Here is an 18,884-nt window from a genome sequence, read left to right on the forward strand (position 1 = left end):
CTATAGGTTGAAAAATGATAACAACTAAAAGTGCAGTTCAGATTGCAAGTTTGCTTGTATGTTTGTTGCTAGCTGGTTGTAAAACAGAGCTATATAGCAACCTGCCGGAAAATGACGCCAACTCCATGCTTTCCATCCTGCTGAACAACAAGATTACAGCAGAAAAAACCTACGACAAGAAAGCAGAAGCCTATTTCCTGCATGTGGAGGAATCCCAGATCCCCCAGGCGGTAACCATCCTGAAGGAATACGGCTATCCGAAAGAAAAGGTCGCTAGCATCGGCGAATTGTTCAAAAAGGAAGGGCTGATTTCCTCCCCATTGGAAGAGCGTGCCCGTTTCATTTTTGCCCTCTCCCAAAGCGTGCAGGAAACTCTTTCGCAAATTGATGGGGTGTTGGTGGCACGGGTACACGTTGTCCTGCCGGAAAACAACCCGATTGAGGAGGAGGTCAAGCCATCTTCCGCGTCAGTCTTCATCAAATACAACCCGGCCTACCGGCTGGAAGACATGAAATCCGAAATCAAGCTAATCGTTGAAAAGAGTATCGAAGGTCTGAGCTACGACAAGGTTTCGGTAGTCATGGTGCCAGCCCAATTCATCAGCTCCAGTCAGTAAACTGGTTTCTCTTCAGCAGGGCGGGTGCGGAACAGTTTCAGCACCCACATGTATTGCGCCGGTTGTTGTTCGATCAGTGTTTGCAGGGCGCTATTCAAGGTGGTGGCATCCAGTGTCTCGTCCTTGCTTGGGTAGTCTTGCAGCGGTGGGGAGACGGCAATATTGTACTGCCCACTGGCTTCATCGAAACTGACCATCACAGGCAAAGCTGTGGCTTTTCCCAACTTGCACAAACGCGCCGCCGTGGTCAGGGTAGCTTTGCGAACGCCAAAAAACGGCGCAAAGACAGAATGTTTGGCTCCATGATCCTCATCCGGCAAGAAAACCATCAATAGTCCCGGCTCCAACGCCCTCACCAGTTTCATCAAGCCTTCTTCGCGGGCGACGATGAATTCCGCACTTTTCAGGCGGCTGCGGGCAATCAACCAGTTGGCGACCGGGTTGCGGAAAGGTTTGTAGGAGCCGTAAATGCGGTAGTGTTGGCCAATAACGGCAGGCGCAAATTCCAGCCAGACTGAATGCCCCAGCATCAAAATGACATTCTTGCCATCCGCGATGGCCTGGTCAATATGTTCGCGCCCCTGAATCCGGGTACGTTGGCACAGCCACTGGCGGGGGCGGAAAAACAGCACGCTGTAATCCAGCAGGGCGCGCACATAGTACTGCAAGTGCTCTTGCGCCAGTTGCTCCTGCTGTATTGCCTGCATTCCTGGAAAACACAGGCGCAGATTGGTCAGAACAATATGCCGCCGTTTGTGGTTGCGCCGGTACATCAGGCTGCCAAGCTGTTTGCCTAGCCAGTGGCGGGTACGCCAGGGCAGCCATGCCAGGATGAAGAGCAGCCCCACCCCTAACCACGCGGGCCAATGTTTGGGAGTTAGCAGCGACGGGGGGAAGGGATTCACGGCAGCCGTTCACAGTTCACATGATTGGCGAACACCCACGTCTCGAACCATTTCGCTGCGCGTTGTACTGCCGCCGCCTTGCCTTTGAGGCCGAAATCAATCTGACGGCGGGTGGCGGTGCTGGGCAGGCTGGAAAGGCGCACGTCCGGGAAGGTTTGCAGCAGCTCTTCCATCATCGGGATCAGCTCACTTTCCTGCACTTCGCGCAGCAGCCAGCGCCGCTCCACTTCGGGGCTGGTGTCGAAGTATTGCGGGTAGAAGGTATCCAGTGCCCACTCTGTCATTGGCCAGGCCATGTCGGGGAAACCGGGTACAAAATGGTGGTTGGCGATCTTGAAACCGGGAATCTGGTTTACCGGGTTGGGGATCAGGGTGCAGCCGTCTGGTAATTCGCTCATGCGGATACGGTTAGGGTAGGCACCTTCGCCAAAGCGGCTTTCGATCAGGGCAACCGCCTGTGGGTGGCGCAGCAATTGGCGTCCTGAAGCAGCAGCGGCAGCTTGCCGGGTCAGGTCATCCGGCGTTGCGCCAATGCCGCCGAAGCTGAATACAATGTCTTTACTTGGCAGGGTTTCGCGCAGGGTTTGTACCAGCAAGTCCCAGTCGTCGCCGATCATACGCATCCACGCCAGTTGCAGGCCGCGTGCTTTCAGAAAACCGATGATGGTGGCCATGTGCTTATCCTGGCGCAGGCCGCTGAGGAGTTCGTCACCGATCAGTATCAAGCCGATTTTCACTTTTTGGCTCCCTTGTCGATGGCGCGTTGCAGGGTTTTTTCCGCCCGTTTTTGTTGCGCAGCTTCAGTCCAGCCGGGTGAGGTTTCCGGCCAGCCTTGGGTGTGTTGCTGGATGATGTCGGCGAGCGCCTGGATGTGTTTGCCATTGGCATTGAGGGCGGGGATGTAGTGATAGTTTTCCCCGCCTGCGTGCTGGAAATATTCGTGGTTTTCCTGCTGGATTTCTTCCAGCGTTTCCAAGCAGTCGGCGGCGAAACCGGGGCAGATGACATCCACGTTCTTGATGCCTTCGCCGGGCAGCGCCTGCATGGTCTTGTCGGTGTAGGGTTGCAGCCATTCCGCCTTGCCAAAACGCGACTGGAACGTGACACGGTATTCTTTGGGTTTGAGGTTAAGTTCTTGCGCGAGCAAGCGCGCGGTTTTGTGGCATTCGCAATGGTAGGGGTCGCCCAGCGTCAGGTTGCGTTTGGGGATGCCGTGGAATGACATGACCAGCAGTTGCCCGCGCGGGTGTTTTTCCCAATGTTGCAACACGCTGTCAGCCAGTGCGCTGATATAACTGGGGTGATCGTGGTAATGGTTGACCAGCCGCAGTTCCGCCATCCAGCGCCAGCGCTTGAGTTCGTCGAACACCTTGTCGAAGGTGGTGGCATTGGTGGCGGCGCAATACTGCGGGTACAGCGGCAGGATCAGGATGCGCCGAGCGCCCGCTTCCTTGAGCTTGCGCAGGGCCGAAGGGATCGAGGGGTTGCCGTAACGCATCGCCAGCTCGATTTTCACCGGGCCTTCAAAGCGGATGTCGAGTTCCTTCTGCAAGGCTTTTTGTTGTTGCAGGGAAATCGCCATCAGTGGGGAGCCGTTTTCTGTCCACACCTCTTTGTATTTGGCAGCGCTGGCGGCGGGGCGCTTGTTGAGGATGATGCCGTAGAGGATTGGATACCAAGCCAAGCGGGGGATTTCCACCACGCGCGGGTCAGACAGGAATTCACGCAAGTAGCGGCGCAGCGAGGGCTTGTCGGGCGCATCGGGCGTACCCAGGTTGACCAGCAATACGCCGGTGCATTCCGCCTTGCCGTGGAAATAATCCTTTTCGTTGAGGAAGCGGTTCACTGTGGAAAATGCCCCTGCTTGACTTGTTCATACGGGTATTTCACATGGCCGAAACGTACCACCAGCACTGCAAATGCAATCAGCAGGATGGAACCGGAAATGGCCAGCATCTGCCAGGTATCCATCGCTTTCATGTCCAGGATCAGGTAACGCGCCAGGGCGACCATGCCGATGTACAGCGGCATCCGCACCGGAACTGATCCAGATTGCAGGTAGACAATGACCATCGTGATGATTTCGAGGTAAATGAACAGCAATAGCAAATCTGCGATCTGCACACTCATGTGTCCAACCATGGTAAATATTTCCTGCCCGACTGCTACGATGGTTGCCAGCGTGATGATGATCAGCAGGGCATATTCCAGCCAATGCAATGCTTTTTGGCTGATCGACAGCGGCGAATTGTTCATAGGCTGGTATCCTTAGTATCGTTAGCGTGAAATTGTTTGGTAGGTTAAATGATGCAGCCCGATTTGCAAGTATTGATGGCGGAAATACGTCAAATTGCCCAGGAAGAGATCCTGCCCCGGTTCGCACGGGTGGGTTATGAAGTCAAGCACGACGGCAGCCTGTTGACGGAGGCTGATTTGGCGACGGATCGGCGTATTCGCGAATTTCTGCAACGCGCATGGCCGCAAATCGCCTTTCTGAGCGAGGAAATGGAACGCCATGAACAGGAGCGTCTACTGCGTGAGTCAGATTCCCTCTGGTGTCTCGACCCACTGGATGGTACTAGCAATTTCGCTGCTGGCCTGCCGCTGTTCGCTATCTCATTGGCACTGTTCCAGCAGGGCGAAGTGGTGCTGGCGCTGACTTACGACCCGATACGTGACGAAATGTTTAGCGCGCAGCAAGGGCAGGGCGCGTGGCTGAATGGCAAGCCCTTGCAGTGCCAGAAAAGCGGTTTCCCATTGTGCAATGCGGTGGCAATGGTCGATTTCAAACGTCTGCCCGCCCGCCTCAAGTGCGCATTGATGGAAAACTCTCCCTATGGCTCGCAGCGCAACCTCGGCAGTTGCGTGTTGGAATGGGCGTGGATGGCGGCCAACCGTGGCCATCTCTACTTGCACGGCGGCATGAAACTGTGGGATCTGGCGGCAGGAACGCTGATCCTGGCCGAAGCGGGCGGTTATGCTTGTACGCTGGATGGCGAAGCGGTTTTCAAACCGGCGATGGAGCCACGCTCGGTGGTCATTTCCCCGGATAAGGCATTGTTTGACGCCTGGTTCCACTATTTGCAGGCGAACCGTTAAGCCATGCCCATTCAGCAGCCGATTGGCGTATTTGATTCCGGGTTGGGCGGGATTTCGGTATTGCGCGAAATCCACCGTCTGTTGCCTGCCGAAGATTTGATTTACGTGGCGGATTCCGGCCACGCACCTTATGGCGGCAAGGAGCCGGATTATATTCGCCATCGCAGCCTGCGGGTGGCCGATTTCCTGCTGGGACAGGGGGTGAAAGTGCTGGTGGTGGCATGCAATACCGCCACTGTCCACGCGGTCGAATTCCTGCGCGCCACCCTGCCGATCCCGGTGGTCGGCATTGAGCCTGCCGTCAAACCTGCCGCGCGCCTGACACAGAGTGGCGTCATCGGCGTGCTGGCCACCCAGCAAACTGTCAACAGCCCACGACTGCGCCTCCTGATCCATGAACATGCCAGTGGCGTGGAGGTGATCACGCAAGCCTGCCCTGGTCTGGTCGAGCATGTGGAAGCTGGTGATTTCAGCAGCGAAGACGTGCTGCAATTGCTCAAACACTACACCTTGCCGTTGCTGGACGCGGGGGCCGATACGCTGGTGTTGGGTTGCACGCATTACCCGTTCCTCTCTGGCGCTATCCATGCCGTGACCCACGGGCGCATGACAGTGCTGGAAACCAGCACGCCAGTGACGCACCAACTGATGCGCATCCTGGAAAAGCATGAACTGCGCAGGACAAGTTCTGCGCCGGGAACCATCAGGTTCTACTCCAGCCGTCACGACGAGCAACATTACATCAGTATGCAGACCCTGTGGCAGAACCGCCTCGACCTCGTGTTGCTACCAGCCCCTTACCGTTGAAAATACTGGCGGTCACGGCGAGGGCAGGCAGGTGATGGGGTTTGCGGCGTTGAAGTGAAATCCCCTCTGCTGGTAGCTGCTTGTGCTAGAATGCCCGCGTTGCATCATAGACCAACATTATATGAAAGAAACCACAACAGATTCGGATGCTCCGGGCAAACGTCGCCGCTGGCTACGCTGGCTGCTGGAAGGGTTGATTATCTTCGCCATCATTTTCGGGCTGCGCACCTGGCAGCAGCGTGGGATGCTGGAAGGCGAAGCGCCGGATTTTGAGCGGGTATCCCTGAATGGTGGGGACATCCACCTCGACGATTACCGTGGCCAGCCGATCCTGCTGCACTTTTGGGCCAGCTGGTGTCCCATGTGTGAGCTGGAGCAGGATAGCATCACGGCCATTAGCAAGGACTGGAAAGTCATTACGGTCGCCTTCCAGTCAGGGGGCAAGGATGAGGTGCAGCGTTACCTGGAACGTAAAAAACTGACGGGTTGGATTACGGTGGTGGATGAGGATGGCTCACTGGCGGCGCAATACGGCATTCGCGGCGTACCTACCAGCTACGTGCTGGATGCGGAAGGCAGTATCCGTTTTCGCGAGGTTGGGCTGACTTCGGGGTGGGGCTTGCGTCTACGTTTGTGGCTGGCTGACTTGCTGGTCGGTGCTTAGAATCCGGCCAGCGCTTGTCCTAGCAGCAGCAAGCCTAAAGCAACCATCAGCAAACCTGCTACGCGTTTGACGGCTTGGTTACGGGTGAAACGGCTGAGAATAGCCGCCGCCGCGCCCATCAACAGCAAGATCGGCAAGGTTCCCAGACCAAACGCCAGCATTAACAACGCACCCTTGCTGATGCTGCCCGCCGTGAATGCCCAGGCCAGCACGCTGTAAACCAGCCCGCAGGGCAGCCAACCCCAGATAAAACCCAGTGGCAGGGCTTTTGCTGGGGAATCCACTGGCATGAAACGCCGTCCGGCAGGTTCAATCCAGCGCCACAAAACCCGACCGGCTTTTTCAATATGGGCAACACCCTGCCAAATACCGGCCACGTACAGGCCGAGCGCAATCATAAAGGCGGCGGCAAAAATTTTCAGGCCAAGGTTGAAGGTTACGGCATGATCAGCTGACAGGATAGCGAGGAAAGTTGCCCCCAACCCCCCCATTAACGCGCCCGCCAGCATGTAACCGCTGATGCGCCCGGCATTGTAGGCCAGTAACATGGGCAACAGGCTACCCATCTGTTGGCGGCGGGTGGGCGGTAGGCCAAAGGTCAAAGCGCTAACAATGCCACCGCACATGCCAATGCAATGGACACCACCCAACAGCCCGACCATGAAGGCGGCCAGGTATTGGGAATGGTCAAGCCAGCCCCCATCCATTAGTTGAGCGTTTGTCGGGCTTGATAATGGTCACCGTTAAAGCCGGTGAAGAAATTTTCCAGCAGCGGGTGTTCGACAGGTTCGATGAGGTCGTCTGCTTCTGCTTCCAGGTTGCATTCCGCCACATAGGCGACCCGGCCATCCTGGTCGATCAGGACGTGATACCAAGGCTCTTCCTTGCTGGGGTTGCCCGCTTCCACGTTTTTCTCGAACCATTCCTCAGTGCCCTGAAAATCCGGGTCTACGTCGAAGATGACGCCGCGATAATTGAATAGCCGATGGTGAATAACCTGGCCGATGCCGAAAGAAGCGGTTTTTTCTTCCATCATGACGATACCTCAATGCTCTCTAATAACTTTGATTTGCCTCCCAATATGCGGCTACTCGCCTGCAATATCAAGACTCCCTAATATTTCTTTGACCCTATTTACTCGGCGGTGATGGGTTTCTTCCTTGATTTGTATGCCCTGAAAGCCTTGCTGGATGATTTCCCGGGTATCCACTCCCTGACAGGCGGCCAAGGCTTGCCGGAACATGTCTGCCTGAGGGTAGGGCCGGTTTTCAAACCCGGTACGCCCACGTGCATCGGCTTCGCAGGCCAGCAGCAGTTGTTCAAAACGTTCTGGCTTGCGGAAGGCGTCGGTGGCTTCCAGCACTTTCAGCAGGGTCTGCGGGCGTAATTCCTTTGCCTTATGTATATGACCATGAAATTTTGCCACATGTTCAGCGAGTTCACGAAAACGGTTGGGAACCCGCAGGCGTTCACACAGTTCTGTCGTCAATTGGTAGCTGACAAGTTCATGCCCATGATGGCTGGGGAGGACTTCTGCGGGCGTTAGCCCTTTGCCGAGGTCGTGGGTGAGGGCGGCGAAACGCACTTCTGGTTCCTGGCTCAGTTTGGCGGCTTGTTGCAAGACCAGCAGGGTGTGGATGCCGCAATCAATTTCCGGGTGGTATTTCGCCGGTTGTGGTATGCCGAACAGACGGTCGATTTCGGGGAACAGTACTCGCAATGCGCCACATTCGCGCAACACCTGAAAAAACTGCTCAGGGGCGGGTTCCGCCAAGGCGCGTACGGTTTCCTGCCAGACCCGTTCGGGAACCAGCGCATCCACTTCGCCTGCATCCACCATCGCGTGCATCAGTTGCTGGGTTGCGTCGGCCACCCGGAAACCCAATGGGGCAAAACGCGCGGCAAAGCGGGCAACCCGCAGGATACGTACCGGGTCTTCGCTGAAAGCTAAGGAAACGTGCCGCAGCAGTTTTGCCTGCAAGTCAGCTTGCCCGCCGTAGGGGTCGATAAGGTTACCGCTTTCATCCTGTGCCATGGCGTTGATCGTTAGGTCGCGTCTGATCAGGTCTTCTTCCAGGCTGACTTCAGGTGCTGCATGGAACTGGAAGCCGTGGTATCCCTTGGCAGTTTTGCGTTCGGTACGCGCCAGCGCGTATTCCTCGCTGGTCTGGGGGTGCAGGAATACCGGGAAGTCGTTGCCTACCGGTTTGAACCCTTGCGCTTGCAGGTCTGCGGGGGTTGCACCGGTTACTACCCAGTCACGGTCTTTGATCGGCAAACCCAGTAGCTGATCGCGCACAGCCCCACCGACGAGATAAGTTTTGGTTTCACTCATGAATTTTACACAGCTTGTCTGTTTGCGTAGTCGGGAAGTATATCTTTTTTCTTGTATATTAGCATCCTCTAATTTATTGAAAACTAAGGGCAACATTGACCTGACGCTTGAATTGTGTTGTTATTCTGATTGCTTAGAGATGAACGCTGGCAAATACCCATTTGATAAAAAGTATTCCCACATCAATCAATAGTTAGGAGTTCGCGCTAATGGCTCATGTCGTTATTCTAGGTGCCGGGACAGGAGGAATGCCCGCCGCTTATGAAATGAAAGAAATGCTTGGTAAGGCACACGAAGTCACCGTCATCAATGAACGTGATTACTTCCAGTTTGTGCCTTCCAACCCTTGGGTTGCAGTCGGCTGGCGTACCCGTTCTGACATCACTTTCCCGATCGAAAAATACCTTAGCAAGAAAGGCATCAACTTCATTGCCGCACGCTGCGACAAGATTGACACCGAGGGTAACGCCCTGCACTTGGATAACGGCCAGGTTATTAACTACGATTATCTGGTTATTGCCACCGGCCCGAAACTGTTCTTCCAGGAAGTGGAAGGCGCAGGCCCGCACGGCGGCCACACCCATTCCGTGTGTGACGTTACCCATGCGGAAACGGCTTACGGTGATTACCAGAAAATGCTGGAAAAAGGTTCCGGCCATATCATCGTTGGGGCGATGCCGTTCGCCAGCTGCTTCGGCCCTGCTTACGAGTTCGCTTTCATCGTTGACGCTGACCTGCGTAAGCGCGGCGTGCGTAACAAGTTCAAGATGACTTATGTTTCTTCCGAGCCATACATCGGTCATCTGGGTTTGGGTGGCGTAGGCGATTCCAAAGGTATGTTGGAGTCCGAACTGCGCAACCACCACATGAGCTGGATCGTCAACGCCAAGACCACCAAGGTCGAAGCTGGCAAGATGCACGTTACCGAGATGAACGCCAAGGGTGAAGTGGAAAAAGAACACGAAATCGCGTTCGACTTCGCCATGATGCTGCCAGCGTTCAAGGGCGTTGATGCCGTTGCTGCGGTAGAAGGTCTGTGCAACCCGCGTGGTTTCGTCATCGTTGACGAACTGCATCGCAGCCCGAAATACAAGAACATCTACTCCGCAGGTGTCTGTATCGCGATCCCGCCAGTCGAAGCAACGCCGGTTCCAACCGGCGCGCCAAAGACCGGTTACATGATCGAATCCATGGTAACCTCTCTGGTTCATAATATTGCTGATGAACTGGCTGGCAAGGAACCACACACCACCGGTACCTGGAACGCCATCTGTCTGGCGGACATGGGTGACACCGGTGCGGCCTTCGTAGCACTGCCACAGATCCCACCGCGCAACGTTGCATGGTTCAAGAAAGGCAAGTGGGTACACATGGCCAAGATCGCGTTCGAGAAGTACTTCATCCGCAAGATGAAGAAAGGCAGTTCCGAGCCGTTCTACGAAAAGTCCATCCTGAAGATGATGGGTATTACCCGTATCTAAAGAATCTGACGAGGAGTCAGGGGCGCATGATGGGAGGCGTAGTGCCTCCCATTTTTATTTTGAGGTATTGATGAATTTACCAAACGATTTGCAAGAAACCGTTGCTCGCGCACTGGCGGAAGACATCGGTACGGGGGATGTGACGGCAGGGCTGATTCCGGCTGATAAACAGGCGGTTGCCAATGTTATTTGCCGGGAAGATGCCATCATTTGTGGTACGGCATGGTTTGACGAAGTATTCCGTCAGTTGGATGCAGCAGTACAGGTGGCATGGCAGTGTCAGGATGGCGGCAAGGTGGGTGCAGATGCGCTGCTGTGTACCCTGCGTGGAAGCGCCCGCTCCATTCTCAGTGGTGAACGTGCGGCATTAAATTTCCTGCAAACCTTGTCGGCAACGGCAACTGCTACCCGTTGTTATGTCGATCTGGTCGCGCATACCAACTGTCGGATTCTGGATACCCGTAAAACCTTGCCAGGCTTACGCACTGCGCAGAAATACGCCGTTTTATGCGGTGGCGGAACCAATCACCGCATCGGTCTGTATGACCGTGTGCTGATCAAGGAAAACCACATCATGGCGACTGGTTCGATTACGGCTGCCATCCAGCAGGCTCGCAAGTTGCACCCCGGAATCCTGGTCGAAGTCGAAACCGAAACCATGCAGGAACTGGCGGAAGCGACTGCCGCGCAGGCTGACATTATCATGCTGGACGATTATGATCTCGATACCATGCATGAAGCGGTGCGGATGACTGCCGGGAAAATTCCGCTGGAAGCTTCCGGCAGTGTCAGCCCCGAAACCGTGGTGGCGATTGCCGAAACGGGGGTGGATTTCGTTTCCATCGGCAGCATTACCAAGCACATCCGCGCAGTCGATTTGTCGATGAGGTTTGTGAAATGAAAAACTGGCTGGGGTTGGCTATCGTATTGGTCTTATTGGCAGGTTGTGGCAACAAGGGGCCGCTCTATCTGCCCGATGACGCAAAAGCAAAACAGGAACAGGCGAAGTAAATAATGGATCATTTTGAATACCGCAACGGCCAGTTGTTTGCCGAAGACGTGGCAGTTGCCGACATTGCCCACGCACACGGCACGCCTTGCTACATCTATTCCCGCGCCACGCTGGAGCGTCACTGGCACGCTTTTAACGACGCTTTCGGCACGCAGCCGCATCTGGTTTGTTACGCTGTGAAAGCTAATTCCAACATTGCCATTCTCAACCTGTTTGCGCGGCTGGGTTCCGGCTTCGATATCGTGTCGGGTGGAGAACTGGAGCGGGTGCTACGGGCAGGTGGTGACCCTGACAAAGTGGTCTTTTCTGGCGTTGGCAAGAAAGCAGTGGAAATCCGCCACGCGCTGGAAGTCGGTATCCGCTGTTTCAACGTCGAGTCCGAAGCAGAGCTGGATCGTATCAATGCCGTTGCGGGTGAAATGGGCAAGGTCGCGCCGGTTTCCTTGCGCGTGAATCCGGACGTGGATGCGCAGACCCACCCCTACATTTCTACCGGCCTGAAAGAGAACAAATTCGGCATCGAGATCGGGCGGGCGGAAGCGGTTTACCTGAAAGCAGCGGCGATGCCCAACCTGAAAGTTGTCGGTATCGACTGCCACATCGGTTCGCAATTGCTCACGTTGACGCCGTTCATGGATGCGCTGCAACGGGTGCTGGCTCTGGCGGAACGGCTGGCGGAACAGGGTGTGCAAGTCCATCACCTCGACATTGGTGGTGGTTTGGGTGTGCGCTACAAGCATGATCAGCTTGCGCCCAGTCCGGCAGATTACATGGCAAATCTGTTTACTGATGAGCGTCTGCGTCAGTATGAAATTTTCGTCGAGCCGGGCAGGGCGATTGCAGCCAACGCCGGTATCCTGGTGACGGAGGTCGAGTTCCTGAAAATGGCGGAATACAAGAATTTCGCGGTGGTGGATGCGGCCATGAATGACTTGATCCGCCCGGCCTTGTATAGCGCGTGGCAGGAAATCATTCCGGTGGTTCCGCGCAGTGAGGGCAAAACCGAGACTTATGATGTCGTTGGGCCGGTGTGCGAGACGGGCGATTTCCTGGGTAAGGAGCGTGACCTCAATATCCAGCCGGGGGATTTGCTGGCGGTGCGTTCATCCGGTGCGTATGGTTTCACCATGGCTTCCAATTACAACACCCGGCCACGCGCGCTGGAAGTGATGGTGGATGGCAGCGCCATGCATGTGATCCGCCAGCGTGAAACGTTCGAGGATTTGGTGCGGGGGGAGGCGATTCTTCCTTAACTATTCCAAAACTATTTCAATCCTTTTATTATTTATTTTGATTTTTAAAAATCTGCCTTTACCGTCCGGCGGTTTTTTTTTGCGTTCCATGCCTTTATGGTGAGGTTATCGAACAGATGGCATGTAATCTGGTCTACACGGTTAGCAAGTGAGTTGCATGTGTCAAATATAAAGGACGGAGAGGTTTATGCCAGCACCAACAGCAACGGTGAATAGAAAGGAAGCGGGGGTTGTTCTTTCCAAACGGGGTAAGGTGACGGCACGAAATCCGGCTGGTGATTCCCGTATTCTAAAACGTGGCGACCCGATTTATGCCGACGATATGGTGCACACTGTGCGTGGTGCCAATGTCCAGTTAAAAATGGATGACCGAAATATCGTGATGCTGCGCGGTGGTTGTTCTTTTCGTGTCAGTATTTACCAGTCGCTAGACAATTCACCGGCGACTGGCCAGCGTTTTGAATACATTGGCGGCGTTTTGCGTGAAAGCCGCCGTGAATCTGTCCCGCTGCTGGACTTGGGTATCCAGTAAGCTCTTATTCCAGGCAGCGCTGGAAAGCATCGGCAGCGTTTTGCAGCAGCTTTACATAGGTGGTGTCGTCCAGCGGCAGTTGCATTCCCAGCGGATCCAGTTGCCCGATGTGGATAGCCGTGCCTTCAACCAGTGTCTTGACCAGCGCCGGTGAGAACTGGGGTTCCTGAAATAGGCAGACCGCCTGCTTTCCTTCGATAATGTTGCGGATGTCCTGCACATGGCGCGCGCCCGGCAGGCGGCCTGCGTCCAGCGTTACCGCGCTGGCGAAGTTCAGCCCGTAGTGGGTGTCGAAATGTTGCCAGGCATCATGAAAGCTCAGATAAGGGCGGTTAGCGTAAGGTGCCAGTTGCTGGCGGATGCGGGCGTCAGCCGTTTCAATCTGCTGGATAAGCTGTGCCGTATTGGCCTGATATTGGTCGGCATGGGCAGGGTCTAGTGTACTCAATGTATTACTGATTGCCCGGCTCATGGTAATGGCATTTTGTGGGTTTAGCCACAGGTGCAGGTCTTCGGTGTGTGTGTCGCTGTGGTCTGTGTCGTCGTGTCCGCTGTCGGTGGGTTCGTCTGTATGACTCGAACGGGCGTGCAAGTGGTGGATGCCGTCGGCGTTGCCCAGGTCAATGACTTGCGTGCTGGCGGGCAGGTTGGCCAGTGGTTTGTCGAGAAAGGTTTCCAACCCGCTGCCGATGCGGAACACGGCCCTGGCGTTTTCCAGGGTGCGCATGTCGGAAGGTTTGAGCGCGTAATGGTGAGGGGATGCACCATCCGGCAGCAGTTGGCGGATGTCCAGCAGGCTGTTATTGCCGCCTGCAATGGCGTATACCAGCGCCTGGATGGGTTTGATGGTGCTGACGATCAGGGGCTTGGCGTTTGGCTCTTGCTGGCAGGATTGTAAAACGGGTAAGCAAAACAGCAGGAAAATCGTTAAAATACGGAACATTTTTTTACTCATACAGTTTGGCGGAGCATGTCCACCCCATTATTGGCAAAACTGGAAAACATTGGTTTGCGTTCAGGGCAACGTGAGATTCTGCACGATGTCAGCCTGGAAGTGTACCCGCAAAGCATCCTCACCCTGATTGGCCCCAATGGCGCGGGTAAATCCACCGCACTGAAAGTGCTGTTGGGTTTGCAGAAGCCCGACCGTGGCACAGTGTGGCGGATGCCCGGTTTGCGGGTGGGTTATGTGCCACAGAAGTTCCACCTTGACCGCTTGCTGCCACTGACGGTGGAACGTTTCATCGGCTTGAAGCTGCATCGTCATGATGCTGTGGCTGTGCGTGAGCGTGTTGCCGAAGTAGGGGTGGAAAGCTTGCTGGGACAGGCGGTGCAATCCCTTTCCGGCGGTGAGTTGCAGCGGGTGTTACTGGCACGCGCTTTGCTCAATGAGCCGCATTTGCTGGTGCTGGATGAGCCGGGGCAGGGTGTGGATGTTTCCGGCCTGAGTGAGCTTTACCAGTTGATCAACCGTCTGAAACAGGAACATGGCTATGGGGTGTTGATGGTATCCCACGACCTGCATCTGGTGATGGCGGCGGCTGACCAGGTGCTGTGCCTGAACCAGCACATCTGTTGTTCGGGTCAGCCGGAAGCTGTATCACGCCACCCGGAATACCTGCGCCTGTTTGGCGGTTTGCGGACTGCTGGTCTGGCGGTCTATACCCACCATCATGATCATCAGCACGATATGCACGGTTGCATCCTGCCATTGGGCGGCAGCAAGGGGAATGGGCATGGATGACTTTATCCTGCGGGCATTGCTGGCCGGGATGGCGGTGGTGCTGATGGGGGGCGTGCTGGGCGTGTTCCTGTTGTGGCGGCGGATGGCGTATTTTGGCGATACCTTGTCGCATTCGGCCTTGCTCGGCGTGGCGCTTGGTTTCCTGACGGGTATGAGCCTGAACCTGTGGGTGATGCTGGTTTGTGTGGTGGTGGCGTTGTTGATGCTGTACGTGCAGCGTAATCCGGCGCTGGGTACGGATACCCTCTTGGGCATTATCGGTCATGGCGCGTTGGCGTTGGGGACAGTTGCGCTGGCTTTCCTGCCGGATGTCAGGGTTGATCTGATGGCTTACCTGTTTGGTGATATTCTGGCCGTAACCCGGCTGGATGTTGCTTTGACCTGGGGTCTGGCGGTGCTGGTGCTGGCGGTGCTGGGGTGGCTGTGGCGGCCTTTGTTGTCTCTGAGTGTCCATGCCGAGTTGGCGCAGGTGGAAGGGGTCAATGTCGGCTGGGTCAGTACGGCTTACATGTTGCTGGTTGCCTTGATGGTGGCGGTGGCGATGAAAGTGGTGGGTGTGTTGTTGCTGACGGCGTTGTTGATTATCCCGGCGGCCACTGCGCGGCGGTTTGCCCACACGCCTGAACAAATGGCCGTGTTGGCGGTGGTGGCGGGTTTGTTGGCCTTGCTGGCGGGGATGGGTGTTTCGTTGCAACTGGATACGCCGACTGGCCCCAGCATCGTGGTGTCAGCCAGTTTATTGTTCATTTTGGTGCAAGCCTTGCCGCAACGTGGTGCCTGAGCAGTATCGTTAGGCAAAAATTGATTGTGCGCCGCACAATAAAGTGCTACAACGTGGTGCTTAGGGTTCTCCCTAAGTGTTTAACCATTAAATCAAGTGTGGCCTGAGTTTATGGAAATTACCGCTGTCTACCCTGGGACTTTCGACCCTGTGACCAAAGGGCATCTTGACCTGATCAAGCGCGCCAGCAAATTGTGCGCCCATGTGGTGGTTGGGGTAGCTTCCAACCCGAAAAAAAAGCCGTTATTTCCGCTGGCTGAGCGGGTGGCGATGATTCAGCGCGAAGTGGATGAGCATGGGCTTGCCAGCCGTGTGAGTGTGAAAGGCTTCGAGGGCTTGCTGGTGGATTTTGCCCGTGAGCAGAATGCGCGGGTGTTGATCCGGGGGATGCGGGCCGTTTCCGATTTTGAGTTTGAGTTCCAGTTGGCGAGCATGAACCGCAGTCTGGCACCGGATGTAGAATCGGTTTTTTTGATGCCCGGTGAGAGCTTTTCCTTTATTTCCTCCACTTTGGTGAAGGAGGTGGCGGTTCTCAACGGGGATGTCACGCGCTTTGTCGCGCCGCATGTATTGGATGCGTTGAAGCAGAAAATTGTCCATATCCGCCGTAAACGGGGTCTGGATTAAGCGTACTGAAATATTGTTATTTTGATACTGGTTAATGTTATCTTGTCTTTTGGATTGATAAGATCGCCTGAAGCATAAATCAAGAGGAGCATTTTTTATGGCATTGATGATTACCGACGAGTGCATTAACTGTGATGTGTGTGAACCGGAGTGCCCGAATAGCGCCATTTCGGCGGGTGATGAAATCTATGTGATTGACCCCAATCGTTGCACTGAATGCGTCGGCCATTATGATGAGCCACAGTGCGTGGCCGTTTGCCCGGTGGATTGCATTCCGGGTGACCCTGACCACGTAGAAAGCAAAGATCAATTACAGCTGAAGTATGAGAAGCTGATGGCGCAAGGTTAAGGAAAGCCGTTGGCCTAAGGGTATGCGACTGACGCCCGCTGATGCGGGCGTCGTTGCGTCTGGAGGGCAGAAGCTATTTTCTGCTGCTAACCGGTTTGGCGGCGGTGAATACCATCAGGATTTTGCGGTTAGTGTCGAGCAGGTGAAGTTGTTCACGGGTCACCGCATACAGGCCGGCTTTACCCAATTGTTCCAGATAGTGTTGTTCCAGTTGGCCACGCCCGTCTGCGCAAGCCATCTTGGTCGCGCCGAGTTGGTCTGTGCTGAATACACCGTCGCTGCTGGCAGTGTAGTTGCCAAAATAACGGTTGCAGCCGCCATTACCGCCGATACGGCTAGTATCGAAACTGAGGGTCGGTGCATTTTCCGGGCCGACCGCTTGGCCATCGAGGGTTTTCAGGTTCCACTGCGTACTGACCAGGCTCATGGCCGGTTCGGTATCCCTGGATTCGAGTGTGCAGGCCGAGACGATAGCGAGTATCGCCAATACAGCTACGATTTGTGCTGCAAATGAAGCAAAAAATGCTTTCATGGTTGCATGGCTCCCTGTGATCTATTGTTATTGTTTATTGAGTGATGAGTTTGCAAAAAGTTTCATCTATAACCCTTAATAATGCACCTATAGGACAGCCCGGCGCAAACTGGGCTGATGAGTTGTATGATGGCCTGATTTGAGGATCGATGTCATGGGCAAGAACCCTCGGGAAATACTGGGGCAATTACTGGATGGAAGCAAAACCCTGCAACTGGCAACGCTGGACGCAGAGGGGGAGCCTTCGATCAGTTATGCGCCATTTGTGCTGGATGCAGCAGGCAATTTCTACATTTTCGTCAGTGGCCTTTCCAGCCACACGCAGGAAATCCTGCGCCATCCGCAGGTGGCGGTGCTGGTGATTGCGGATGAGCAGGATGCACGGCAGATTTTCGCCCGCACCCGCGCCACCTACCGTTGTGTGGCGGAAACGGTGGTGCGGGAAGATGCTGCTTTTCCACCGATTCTGGATGCGATGGAAGCACGTTTCGGTAGTGTGGTCGGAGTGCTGCGCGGGTTGGGGGATTTTGTGCTGTTCCGGCTGAAACCACAGTCGGGGCGGTTTGTGATGGGTTTCGGGCAGGCGTTTGTGCTGGCGGGCGAAGGCTTGCGCGATTTCGGGCACATCGGGCCGGATCAGTTACAACAAGGATAATGCATGTTGGTTTTCAAAAAGCTGGTCGGCGGCATGATGATGCCGTTGTCGCTGACTTTGTTGCTATTTCTTTGCGGGCTGTTGTTTCTCTGGTTCACGCGCAGGCATAAAACCGGCAAGGTGTTGGTGACAGCAGGTATGCTGTTATTTCTGGCGCAGGTTTACGGTTGGGGTTTTGAACCGGCGCTCAAATCGCTGGAGCGCGAGATTCCGCCGGTTGCGGCTGTGCCTGCCGGTGGTGGTTATCACTGGGTCGTGGTATTGGGTGGCGGCTCATATTCAGACCAAGCCATTCCTTTGTATTTGCGCTTGAGTAAGGATTCGTTGGCTCGGTTGGTAGAGGGTGTGCGCCTGTACCGGCAACTGCGCGGAGCAAAACTGCTGGTATCGGGTGGGCAAGTATTTGGTTTTGGTTCTGATGCCGAGGCCATGCGTGATCTGGCGGTGCAGTTAGGGGTGAACCCGGCGGATATTGTGACTGACACGGCATCGCAGGATACCGAAGCGCAGGCCGTTATCGTCCGCAAGGTGGTTGGTGACGCCCCGGTGCTGCTGGTGACCTCGGCTTCGCACATGCCGCGCTCAGTTAGCCTGTTCCGCAAGGCTGGGGTGGAAGTGCTGCCAGCGCCTACGTATTTCATGGCGCAGAGTAATGAGGCTTTCAGCCCCACCGACTTGTTCCCCAGCGTTGACGGGTTCAGCGAAGCGCAGCGGGTGGTGCATGAGTGGATGGGGATCATTTGGGCGAAGTTGCGCGGGGTTATGTAGATGAATTCACTAACCCCCCCAGTTCCCCCCATCGGCATTATCTCCTCCCCCTACAAAGAAAAATTCGGCATCCCCCGTCAGCCCGGTTTGGTCACGGCAGCCCATGCCACCCTTACCCTACTGCCCCCCTACAACCAGCCTGAAACCGTGCGTGGCCTGGAAGGCTTCTCCCACGTTTGGGTCATCTTCGTCTTCCACGCTACCCAGCAGCAAGGTTGGAAGCCCACCGTGCGCCCGCCGCGTCTCGGCGGCAATGCCCGCATGGGCGTATTCGCCACCCGTTCCACCTTCCGCCCCAACCCCATCGGCCTGAGCGTGGCCGAGCTGCGCGGGATTCAGGTGCAAGGCAACAACATCACGCTCGAACTCGGCGGCGCAGATCTGCTGGATGGCACGCCAGTGCTGGATATTAAGCCCTATCTTCCGTATGCTGACGCCATTCCTGACGCCCGCGCAGGTTTTGCGCCGGAAGCGCCCGCCGCGCCACTGAGCGTGCATTTTTCCGCGCTGTCTGATGAACAGTGCAGGCAAAAACAGACGCGGTTGAACACCGATGTGCGCCAGCTGGTTGAACAGATTTTACGGCAAGACCCGCGCCCGTCCTATCAGCAGGGGCAACAGGAGGGGCGAGTCTACGCCATGCGTCTATATGATTTCGACCTGCGTTGGCGTTACACCACAGACGGTATCGAAGTGCTGGAACTGGCTGATAGTTAAAAACCA

At 55.5% G+C, this 18,884-nt stretch carries 25 protein-coding genes; 16 read left to right on the plus strand and 9 right to left on the minus strand.

The features are described 5' to 3' along the window. Positions 1–14 precede the first annotated feature (14 nt). Positions 15–617, plus strand: a complete 603-nt coding sequence (gene sctJ / locus THINI_RS16405) for a type III secretion system inner membrane ring lipoprotein SctJ (protein ID WP_002709667.1) — start codon at positions 15–17, stop codon at positions 615–617. Here sctJ and THINI_RS16410 read toward each other — a convergent pair. From THINI_RS16410 to THINI_RS16425, 4 genes are read right to left on the minus strand one after another with little or no spacing between them, the layout of a single operon-like run. Next, the gene (locus THINI_RS16410; protein WP_002709668.1) at positions 611–1,522 is read right to left on the minus strand and encodes an LpxL/LpxP family acyltransferase; all 912 of its coding nucleotides are present in this window, start codon (positions 1,520–1,522) and stop codon (positions 611–613) included. The two genes, sctJ and THINI_RS16410, sit on opposite strands and share 7 nt — an antisense overlap. Then, positions 1,519–2,259, minus strand: a complete 741-nt coding sequence (locus THINI_RS16415) for a competence/damage-inducible protein A (protein ID WP_002709669.1) — start codon at positions 2,257–2,259, stop codon at positions 1,519–1,521. The genes THINI_RS16410 and THINI_RS16415 overlap by 4 nt, the downstream gene beginning before the upstream one ends. Next, positions 2,256–3,368 (minus strand): ferrochelatase, encoded by a 1,113-nt coding sequence (gene hemH / locus THINI_RS16420; protein WP_002709670.1) that lies wholly within the window; start codon positions 3,366–3,368, stop codon positions 2,256–2,258. Before hemH ends, THINI_RS16415 begins: the two co-directional genes overlap by 4 nt. Continuing rightward, positions 3,365–3,778 carry a phosphate-starvation-inducible protein PsiE gene (locus tag THINI_RS16425; protein WP_002709671.1) on the minus strand — a complete coding sequence of 138 codons (414 nt, stop codon included), beginning with the start codon at positions 3,776–3,778 and terminating at the stop codon, positions 3,365–3,367. The genes hemH and THINI_RS16425 overlap by 4 nt, the downstream gene beginning before the upstream one ends. A gap of 48 nt (positions 3,779–3,826) precedes the next feature. Here THINI_RS16425 and THINI_RS16430 point away from each other — a divergent pair, with 48 nt between their 5' ends. The 3 genes from THINI_RS16430 to THINI_RS16440 all read left to right on the plus strand — a co-directional run bounded on the left by THINI_RS16430 (position 3,827) and on the right by THINI_RS16440 (position 6,092). Further along, positions 3,827–4,621 (plus strand): inositol monophosphatase family protein, encoded by a 795-nt coding sequence (locus THINI_RS16430; RefSeq protein ID WP_245536638.1) that lies wholly within the window; start codon positions 3,827–3,829, stop codon positions 4,619–4,621. A 3-nt stretch (positions 4,622–4,624) separates the two neighbouring features. Next, on the plus strand, positions 4,625–5,428 hold the full coding sequence (gene murI, locus THINI_RS16435) for a glutamate racemase (protein WP_002709673.1): 804 nt from the start codon (positions 4,625–4,627) through the stop codon (positions 5,426–5,428). 121 nt (positions 5,429–5,549) lie between these two features. Further along, positions 5,550–6,092 (plus strand): protein disulfide oxidoreductase, encoded by a 543-nt coding sequence (locus tag THINI_RS16440; RefSeq protein WP_002709674.1) that lies wholly within the window; start codon positions 5,550–5,552, stop codon positions 6,090–6,092. Here the strand turns inward: THINI_RS16440 and THINI_RS16445 are convergent. From THINI_RS16445 to THINI_RS16455, 3 genes are read right to left on the minus strand one after another with little or no spacing between them, the layout of a single operon-like run. Then, positions 6,089–6,799: a sulfite exporter TauE/SafE family protein gene (locus tag THINI_RS16445; protein ID WP_002709675.1), complete on the minus strand. Its 711-nt coding sequence runs from the start codon at positions 6,797–6,799 to the stop codon at positions 6,089–6,091. The genes THINI_RS16440 and THINI_RS16445 overlap by 4 nt on opposite strands. Then, positions 6,799–7,128 (minus strand): heat shock protein HspQ, encoded by a 330-nt coding sequence (gene hspQ, locus THINI_RS16450; RefSeq protein ID WP_002709676.1) that lies wholly within the window; start codon positions 7,126–7,128, stop codon positions 6,799–6,801. Before hspQ ends, THINI_RS16445 begins: the two co-directional genes overlap by 1 nt. Before the next feature lie 51 nt (positions 7,129–7,179). Continuing rightward, a complete protein-coding gene (locus tag THINI_RS16455; protein WP_040839508.1) occupies positions 7,180–8,427 on the minus strand; it encodes a multifunctional CCA addition/repair protein in 1,248 nt (415 codons plus the stop codon). A 209-nt stretch (positions 8,428–8,636) separates the two neighbouring features. Between THINI_RS16455 and THINI_RS16460 the strand changes: the two genes are divergently transcribed. The 5 genes from THINI_RS16460 (at position 8,637) to THINI_RS16475 (ending at position 12,705) form a co-directional block, all read left to right on the plus strand. Then, positions 8,637–9,908 carry an NAD(P)/FAD-dependent oxidoreductase gene (locus THINI_RS16460; RefSeq protein WP_002709678.1) on the plus strand — a complete coding sequence of 424 codons (1,272 nt, stop codon included), beginning with the start codon at positions 8,637–8,639 and terminating at the stop codon, positions 9,906–9,908. 70 nt (positions 9,909–9,978) lie between these two features. Further along, entirely contained in the window at positions 9,979–10,809 is an 831-nt protein-coding gene (gene nadC, locus THINI_RS16465; RefSeq protein ID WP_002709679.1) for a carboxylating nicotinate-nucleotide diphosphorylase, read from the plus strand. Then, on the plus strand, positions 10,806–10,919 hold the full coding sequence (gene lptM, locus THINI_RS24480; protein ID WP_002709680.1) for an LPS translocon maturation chaperone LptM: 114 nt from the start codon (positions 10,806–10,808) through the stop codon (positions 10,917–10,919). The genes nadC and lptM overlap by 4 nt, the downstream gene beginning before the upstream one ends. Positions 10,920–10,922: 3 nt before the next feature. Then, positions 10,923–12,173 (plus strand): diaminopimelate decarboxylase, encoded by a 1,251-nt coding sequence (lysA, locus tag THINI_RS16470; protein WP_002709681.1) that lies wholly within the window; start codon positions 10,923–10,925, stop codon positions 12,171–12,173. A gap of 187 nt (positions 12,174–12,360) precedes the next feature. Further along, positions 12,361–12,705 (plus strand): FecR family protein, encoded by a 345-nt coding sequence (locus THINI_RS16475; RefSeq protein ID WP_002709682.1) that lies wholly within the window; start codon positions 12,361–12,363, stop codon positions 12,703–12,705. A gap of 4 nt (positions 12,706–12,709) precedes the next feature. On the opposite strand, the gene THINI_RS16480 is transcribed toward THINI_RS16475, so the two are convergent. After that, positions 12,710–13,648 (minus strand): zinc ABC transporter substrate-binding protein, encoded by a 939-nt coding sequence (locus tag THINI_RS16480; protein WP_002709683.1) that lies wholly within the window; start codon positions 13,646–13,648, stop codon positions 12,710–12,712. A 27-nt stretch (positions 13,649–13,675) separates the two neighbouring features. On the opposite strand from THINI_RS16480, the gene znuC reads away from it, so the two are divergent. From znuC to THINI_RS16500, 4 genes are all read left to right on the plus strand, one after another. Continuing rightward, positions 13,676–14,449 (plus strand): zinc ABC transporter ATP-binding protein ZnuC, encoded by a 774-nt coding sequence (gene znuC, locus THINI_RS16485; protein WP_002709684.1) that lies wholly within the window; start codon positions 13,676–13,678, stop codon positions 14,447–14,449. Next, a complete protein-coding gene (locus THINI_RS16490) occupies positions 14,442–15,230 on the plus strand; it encodes an iron chelate uptake ABC transporter family permease subunit (RefSeq protein ID WP_002709685.1) in 789 nt (262 codons plus the stop codon). Before znuC ends, THINI_RS16490 begins: the two co-directional genes overlap by 8 nt. 111 nt (positions 15,231–15,341) lie before the next feature. Further along, complete coding sequence (coaD, locus tag THINI_RS16495; protein WP_002709686.1) at positions 15,342–15,857, plus strand: pantetheine-phosphate adenylyltransferase; 516 nt, start codon at positions 15,342–15,344, stop codon at positions 15,855–15,857. A gap of 97 nt (positions 15,858–15,954) precedes the next feature. Then, positions 15,955–16,206, plus strand: coding sequence for a YfhL family 4Fe-4S dicluster ferredoxin (locus tag THINI_RS16500; protein WP_002709687.1), 252 nt, complete (start codon positions 15,955–15,957; stop codon positions 16,204–16,206). Between the two features lie 73 nt (positions 16,207–16,279). On the opposite strand, the gene THINI_RS16505 is transcribed toward THINI_RS16500, so the two are convergent. Further along, complete coding sequence (locus tag THINI_RS16505; RefSeq protein ID WP_002709688.1) at positions 16,280–16,738, minus strand: META domain-containing protein; 459 nt, start codon at positions 16,736–16,738, stop codon at positions 16,280–16,282. Positions 16,739–16,892: 154 nt separating this feature from the next. Here THINI_RS16505 and THINI_RS16510 point away from each other — a divergent pair, with 154 nt between their 5' ends. Genes THINI_RS16510 through tsaA form a run of 3 tightly spaced genes read left to right on the plus strand, consistent with a single transcriptional unit; the run spans position 16,893 to position 18,878 of the window. Continuing rightward, positions 16,893–17,393: a HugZ family pyridoxamine 5'-phosphate oxidase gene (locus THINI_RS16510; protein WP_002709689.1), complete on the plus strand. Its 501-nt coding sequence runs from the start codon at positions 16,893–16,895 to the stop codon at positions 17,391–17,393. A gap of 3 nt (positions 17,394–17,396) precedes the next feature. Further along, complete coding sequence (locus THINI_RS16515) at positions 17,397–18,161, plus strand: YdcF family protein (RefSeq protein WP_002709690.1); 765 nt, start codon at positions 17,397–17,399, stop codon at positions 18,159–18,161. Beyond that, positions 18,162–18,878 carry a tRNA (N6-threonylcarbamoyladenosine(37)-N6)-methyltransferase TrmO gene (gene tsaA, locus THINI_RS16520; RefSeq protein ID WP_002709691.1) on the plus strand — a complete coding sequence of 239 codons (717 nt, stop codon included), beginning with the start codon at positions 18,162–18,164 and terminating at the stop codon, positions 18,876–18,878. It begins immediately after the preceding gene. The last annotated feature ends 6 nt before the right edge of the window (positions 18,879–18,884 follow it).

This window comes from Thiothrix nivea DSM 5205 (assembly GCF_000260135.1).
GTDB lineage: Bacteria > Pseudomonadota > Gammaproteobacteria > Thiotrichales > Thiotrichaceae > Thiothrix > Thiothrix nivea.

Bases quoted from the DNA above. Each gene is read 5' to 3' on its own strand.
- murI (WP_002709673.1), top strand. From the start codon at position 4,625: ATGCCCATTCAGCAGCCGATTGGCGTATTTGATTCCGGGTTGGGCGGG.
- THINI_RS16505 (WP_002709688.1), bottom strand. From the start codon at position 16,738: ATGAAAGCATTTTTTGCTTCATTTGCAGCACAAATCGTAGCTGTATTG.
- znuC (WP_002709684.1), top strand. From the start codon at position 13,676: ATGTCCACCCCATTATTGGCAAAACTGGAAAACATTGGTTTGCGTTCA.
- hspQ (WP_002709676.1), bottom strand. From the start codon at position 7,128: ATGATGGAAGAAAAAACCGCTTCTTTCGGCATCGGCCAGGTTATTCAC.
- THINI_RS16480 (WP_002709683.1), bottom strand. From the start codon at position 13,648: ATGTTCCGTATTTTAACGATTTTCCTGCTGTTTTGCTTACCCGTTTTA.
- THINI_RS16510 (WP_002709689.1), top strand. From the start codon at position 16,893: ATGGGCAAGAACCCTCGGGAAATACTGGGGCAATTACTGGATGGAAGC.
- THINI_RS16455 (WP_040839508.1), bottom strand. From the start codon at position 8,427: ATGAGTGAAACCAAAACTTATCTCGTCGGTGGGGCTGTGCGCGATCAG.
- THINI_RS16430 (WP_245536638.1), top strand. From the start codon at position 3,827: ATGATGCAGCCCGATTTGCAAGTATTGATGGCGGAAATACGTCAAATT.
- lysA (WP_002709681.1), top strand. From the start codon at position 10,923: ATGGATCATTTTGAATACCGCAACGGCCAGTTGTTTGCCGAAGACGTG.
- THINI_RS16515 (WP_002709690.1), top strand. From the start codon at position 17,397: ATGTTGGTTTTCAAAAAGCTGGTCGGCGGCATGATGATGCCGTTGTCG.
- coaD (WP_002709686.1), top strand. From the start codon at position 15,342: ATGGAAATTACCGCTGTCTACCCTGGGACTTTCGACCCTGTGACCAAA.
- THINI_RS16440 (WP_002709674.1), top strand. From the start codon at position 5,550: ATGAAAGAAACCACAACAGATTCGGATGCTCCGGGCAAACGTCGCCGC.
- lptM (WP_002709680.1), top strand. From the start codon at position 10,806: ATGAAAAACTGGCTGGGGTTGGCTATCGTATTGGTCTTATTGGCAGGT.
- THINI_RS16475 (WP_002709682.1), top strand. From the start codon at position 12,361: ATGCCAGCACCAACAGCAACGGTGAATAGAAAGGAAGCGGGGGTTGTT.
- THINI_RS16445 (WP_002709675.1), bottom strand. From the start codon at position 6,799: ATGGATGGGGGCTGGCTTGACCATTCCCAATACCTGGCCGCCTTCATG.
- THINI_RS16460 (WP_002709678.1), top strand. From the start codon at position 8,637: ATGGCTCATGTCGTTATTCTAGGTGCCGGGACAGGAGGAATGCCCGCC.
- THINI_RS16500 (WP_002709687.1), top strand. From the start codon at position 15,955: ATGGCATTGATGATTACCGACGAGTGCATTAACTGTGATGTGTGTGAA.
- sctJ (WP_002709667.1), top strand. From the start codon at position 15: ATGATAACAACTAAAAGTGCAGTTCAGATTGCAAGTTTGCTTGTATGT.
- tsaA (WP_002709691.1), top strand. From the start codon at position 18,162: ATGAATTCACTAACCCCCCCAGTTCCCCCCATCGGCATTATCTCCTCC.
- nadC (WP_002709679.1), top strand. From the start codon at position 9,979: ATGAATTTACCAAACGATTTGCAAGAAACCGTTGCTCGCGCACTGGCG.
- THINI_RS16490 (WP_002709685.1), top strand. From the start codon at position 14,442: ATGGATGACTTTATCCTGCGGGCATTGCTGGCCGGGATGGCGGTGGTG.
- THINI_RS16425 (WP_002709671.1), bottom strand. From the start codon at position 3,778: ATGAACAATTCGCCGCTGTCGATCAGCCAAAAAGCATTGCATTGGCTG.